The sequence below is a fragment of the Streptomyces ureilyticus genome (genome assembly GCF_011045025.1).
Lineage (GTDB): Bacteria > Actinomycetota > Actinomycetes > Streptomycetales > Streptomycetaceae > Streptomyces > Streptomyces ureilyticus.
Genome location: NZ_JAAKZX010000375.1, coordinates 1 through 4,288 on the forward strand (window position 1 = coordinate 1; position 4,288 = coordinate 4,288).

A 4,288-nucleotide genomic window follows, 5' to 3' on the forward strand; every position below is an offset into this window, starting at 1 on the left:
CTCGAGGAACCGCAAGACGGCGTCATTCCCGAAGATGTCCGCAAGGAAGCGTCCGTTACGCCCGGCACGCAGCGTTCCCGCTCTCGCGCTCGCCCTGCTCCTCGGCGCGACGCTCGGGCCGGCGCGACGCGCGGGTGGCTGGTCCGCCGGTACGAGCGACGGCTCCTCGGGGGCACCGACATGCCGGGCCAGCCACAGCACCTCGGCCAGCTCCACGGACGTGGGCCGCTCCCCGCCGCTCACCTCCGCGAGCAGCTCGGCGAGCCGCGCCGCACCCGCCGACCGCCCGGCCCCGGCCCGGCCGCGGTTCTCCTCGGAAGCCTCCTCAGAACGCATCAGGCTCGTCCCGCGTCCGGCTCAGATATGGCATCACCTGCTCCGCCAGCTCGTCCCGCGACGCCGCGTCGAGGCCCGCCGCGCCGGTCAGATAGATCGCGTTGAGGAGCTGGTCCGTGGCGAGTTCACCGTCAGTGCCCCGGTCCAGGAAGCGGGCGATGAGGTCGCGGGCCCGGTCGTCGGGCTCGCCGAGGTGGGCGCGCACGATGCTCTCGAGGTGTTCGTCGCGCGGCTGGCGCAGCTCAAGGCGGACGCAGCGGCGCAGGAAGGCGGGCGGGAACTCGCGTTCGCCGTTACTGGTCAGGACGACGAACGGGAACGCCCGGCAGCGCACCCGTCCCCGCGTCACCGTCACCCGGGCGTCGGTGCCGTCGATCACCACCTCGGCGGTGGGGCTGTGCCGGGCGGCGCGCACCAGCTCGGGGATCTCGTACTGACCCTCTTCCAGGACGTTGAGCAGATCGTTGGGCAGGTCGAGGTCGCTCTTGTCGATCTCGTCGATCAGGAGCGCCCGCGGGCGCCCGTAGGGCAGCAGGGCCGTGCCCAGCGGGCCCAGACGCAGATGGTCCTGCAGCTCGCTGTCCGGCGGGAGTTCGCGCGCGGCGGCCCGGCCGGCGGCGTACAGGCGAGAGAGCGGGTCGTACTGGTAAAGGCCGTCGGGTAGCGTGCTGCGGCTGGTGATGTTCCAGCGCAGCACCGGGCCCAGCCTGAGCTCCCGTGCCACCGCGTACGCCAGACTCGACTTGCCGCTGCCGGGCGGTCCCGTCACCAGCAGCGGGCGGCGCAGACAGAGTGCGGCGTTGACGAGCTGGACCGCCTCGTCGGTCGCACGGTAGGTGCGGGCGCGGTGCCTGCGGTCCGGGGACGTGGCCGAGGTGTCGCCGTCGTCGGCGGGCGTCGGCAGCGCGGGGCCGCCGTCGAAGGCCCGCCAGGGCGGCGGCTCGGGCAACTGCTCGATGCCGTCGTGGGGTTCGCTCGTGCCGGTGTACACGGGCCACAAAGACATGGGCTCCCTTCCGGTGCCTCTCCTCGACTCTCCGCGATGCGCGCGCCGGCCGCTCAGCCTACGGGCGAGTGCCGGTATCCGTCCGGGTCGGGCAGGCACCGGGGGTCTTCCCACAGCAGCGCCAGGTCGTGCGCCCAGTGCCGCTCCGGAGCGTCCGAGGCATGCGCCTCCTCCCTCAATTCATGGATGTACGAGGGAAGTTCGACGGGTGGCAGGTCCGTGAGGTGCTCGGCCAGGCGGTCCAGGAACTCTGCGCCCCGGCAGTCCTCGTGCGAGGGCCCGCCGCGGCAGCCGGAGCGCGGCCACAGCAGTACCGGAACGGCCGCGTTCAGGCTCGCTCCGAACAGACGCAGGGTGCCGTTCACGCGGGGCGGCGTGCCGAACCCCACCATGTCGACGGCGCCCTGGCGCAGCCCGACGGTCAGCCGCACCGGGTTCTGGCCGGTGGCAGAACAGCCGATGCGGTGCAGCCGCGCGGCGGACCGTGCGTCGAGGTGCCGCCACTTCTGCACGAGCTTGTGCTGCAGCGCGCCACTGCGACGCCGCTCCAGGTCCAGGACGACCACTGGCGCGAAGGAACCGAGCGGGCTGTCGTCGTCGGCGCTGCGCTGCCAGCCCGCCACGTCCGTGTTGAGCCGACGGCGCGGCAGCACGAAGGCGATCAACTCCCGGGCGTCCGGCTCCAGTTCGCGGTACGCCTCGTCGATGCGCTCCAGCGCGTAGGGGCGTACGCGCTCGACGGGCAGGGTGCGTGAGCCGACCAGGCGGCGGTGCCGCCCGTTGTACACGGACACCTCGACCATGAACCGGCCGTCCCCGGAGCCGCTGTCCGCGATCTCCACGAGGATCGGCGACCAGGCGGGTGCGGCGGACCGCCGCACCGGGTTGGTGCCGCCGGGCCCCTCGTCCCCGGCCCGGGACGGCCAGGAACGCAGCGCGGCCCGCAGCCGGGCGTCCTCGACGAAGTCGGCGAGCCGGGCCGAGAAGCGGGTGACGGCCGCCGTGTCGGGCACCTCGGAGAGCAGGTACCAGGCGGCGTCCCACAGCGAGCCGAAGCCGTGCGGCGGCAGCGGCGGCCCGAGCGGGCCCACCGCATCGAGGTACAGCCCGTCGGGCCGGCACTCCAGGCTTCCCGCGCCGCCTTCGCCTCCTACGCTCCCCTTGCCGCCGGACACCGCCTCGATCAGTTGGAGCAGCCGCTCTTTGTCCTCCCGCCCGTACCCCGGGGTCGGGATCAGCTCGCCGAGCCGCGGCCAGTAGCGGGCCATGACCTGCGCGGGCAGCATCCGGCCGTTGCGGACGGCGGGGTCGCGGGCGGCCGCGGAGACCATGCCGACCACGCGGCCGGTGTCCGCCAGCGTCACCGCGGCGCCGCTGAAGCCGGGAACCAGAGGCTGGCCATGAGCGGCCCAGGCCTCCAGCTGGACCCACTCTCCCGCGATCAACTGGTCGGCGGTGGCCCGGTATTCGGCGAGCGTCCCCTCCTCGGACCGCTTCGGGAATCCGTACGCCAGGAGCCTGCGCGGAGGGTCGCCGTACGCGTCGGAGGGCGCCGCGAACTCCGCCGGCCTCATGGGAACGGGACGGCCCAGTTCGAGTACGGCGAGGTCACCGGGGTCGGTCTCGCGGCCGTCCCAGCCGCCCTGCGCGACCACCCGGGCGGGGACCTGGCCCTCTGTGCCGTGCGCGAAGGACACGGTGACCGTGTCCGTGCGGCTGCGTGCGACGACATGCGCGCACGTCAGGACGTGCCGCTCGGTGACCAGGAAACCGGCACCGGTGTCGCGCCCGCAGCTGATTCTGGCGTGCCACGAAGCGCTCGTCATGATGCCGGGTTGGTCTCCGGGGAGCCGGCGGCCTGCCCGGGAGACCAGGCGAGCTTGACCACGAGATGCCCCTCGACCGAGCTCTTGGCGATCAACGCGCCCGCCTCCGCGGTGAGCTTCACCCCGAACTCGATCTCCACGGAGTCGGGCCGCAGCGAGCCGTCCCGGAAGACCCGGAGCGCGGACTCGGCCGCCGCGCGCACTCCGTCCAGGGCGCCCTCGAAGGTGCGGGTCGCCTGGACCGTACCGTCGTCGCGCGAGACCAGCTGGTGGCCGGAGAGGTCCTCGGTGGCCGCACCCTCGACGTTGATCACGACTCCGTCGTCGGTCTTGAACTCCACCAAGCCTTCCATGGCGCCCCCGGTTCCTGGTTCTCGGTTCTCGGTTCTCGGTTCAGTGACTCTCGATCAACTCCATTGTTACGGGCCGTACTTGTGGTTGTCGCGGCTTGTCGCGGTTTTCTCAGCCCACGACACCCATCACGACCCCCTTCACCACCCCCAGCTCCACCAAGTCCTGTGGCCGGATCCGCAGTTCGTCCGCCGTCTCCTTCACCTGGTCCGCCGGGCGTTTGAGGATCGCCGCGGCCAGCTCTGGGGCTATCACCGAGAAGTAACTGTCCGGTGTGGCCCAGGTGTTGCCGGGGGCCGCGAGGGCGAGGGCGCCGCCCGAGCCGCCCTCGCCGATCAGGAGGGTGGTGAGGGGGGTGCGGGCGGAGGCCACGGCGGCGAACAGCTCAGCTATCGCCGCCCCCGCTCCCTGGCGTTCCGCCTCCGCGTCGTTGGCGGCGCCCGGGGTGTCCACCAACGTCAGTACGGGGATGCCCAGTTGGTCCGCCAGGCGGATCAGACGGGCGGCGGTGCGATAGCCGACGGGGCGGGTGGCGGAGCCCGTCTGGGCCGCGTACGCGATCGTACGGCCGTCGTGTTCGCCGAAGCCGCACAGCATTCCGGGGTCGGCGTCAGGGTCGGGGCCGCCGCCCGTGCGGTCGCCGCTGATCGGCACGCGGTCGCTGAAGTACGCGTCCAAGTAGGCGCGGGCGCGGGGGCGTTGAGGGGAGCGGGCGTTGTCGACCGCCTCGCGGCCGGTGGCGGGGAGGGCGGTCCGGCCCAGTGCGGGC

Annotated in this window: 5 protein-coding genes; all 5 read right to left on the minus strand. The window is 73.0% G+C overall.

Annotation, left to right across the window (positions count from 1 at the left end; genetic code table 11):
- The coding region (locus tag G6048_RS46905) for a hypothetical protein (protein WP_165345722.1) at positions 1–336 on the minus strand (336 nt) is incomplete at its 3' end.
- Entirely contained in the window at positions 326–1,342 is a 1,017-nt protein-coding gene (locus G6048_RS46910) for an AAA family ATPase (RefSeq protein ID WP_165345723.1), read from the minus strand. The genes G6048_RS46910 and G6048_RS46905, both read right to left, overlap by 11 nt.
- A gap of 53 nt (positions 1,343–1,395) precedes the next feature.
- Positions 1,396–3,168, minus strand: a complete 1,773-nt coding sequence (locus G6048_RS46915; protein ID WP_165345724.1) for a VMAP-C domain-containing protein — start codon at positions 3,166–3,168, stop codon at positions 1,396–1,398.
- A complete protein-coding gene (locus G6048_RS46920; protein ID WP_165345725.1) occupies positions 3,165–3,521 on the minus strand; it encodes a CU044_2847 family protein in 357 nt (118 codons plus the stop codon). The genes G6048_RS46915 and G6048_RS46920 overlap by 4 nt, the downstream gene beginning before the upstream one ends.
- 109 nt (positions 3,522–3,630) lie before the next feature.
- Positions 3,631–4,288, minus strand: a 658-nt coding sequence (locus tag G6048_RS46925; RefSeq protein ID WP_328829040.1) for a carboxyl transferase domain-containing protein, incomplete at its 5' end; no start/stop codon positions are given.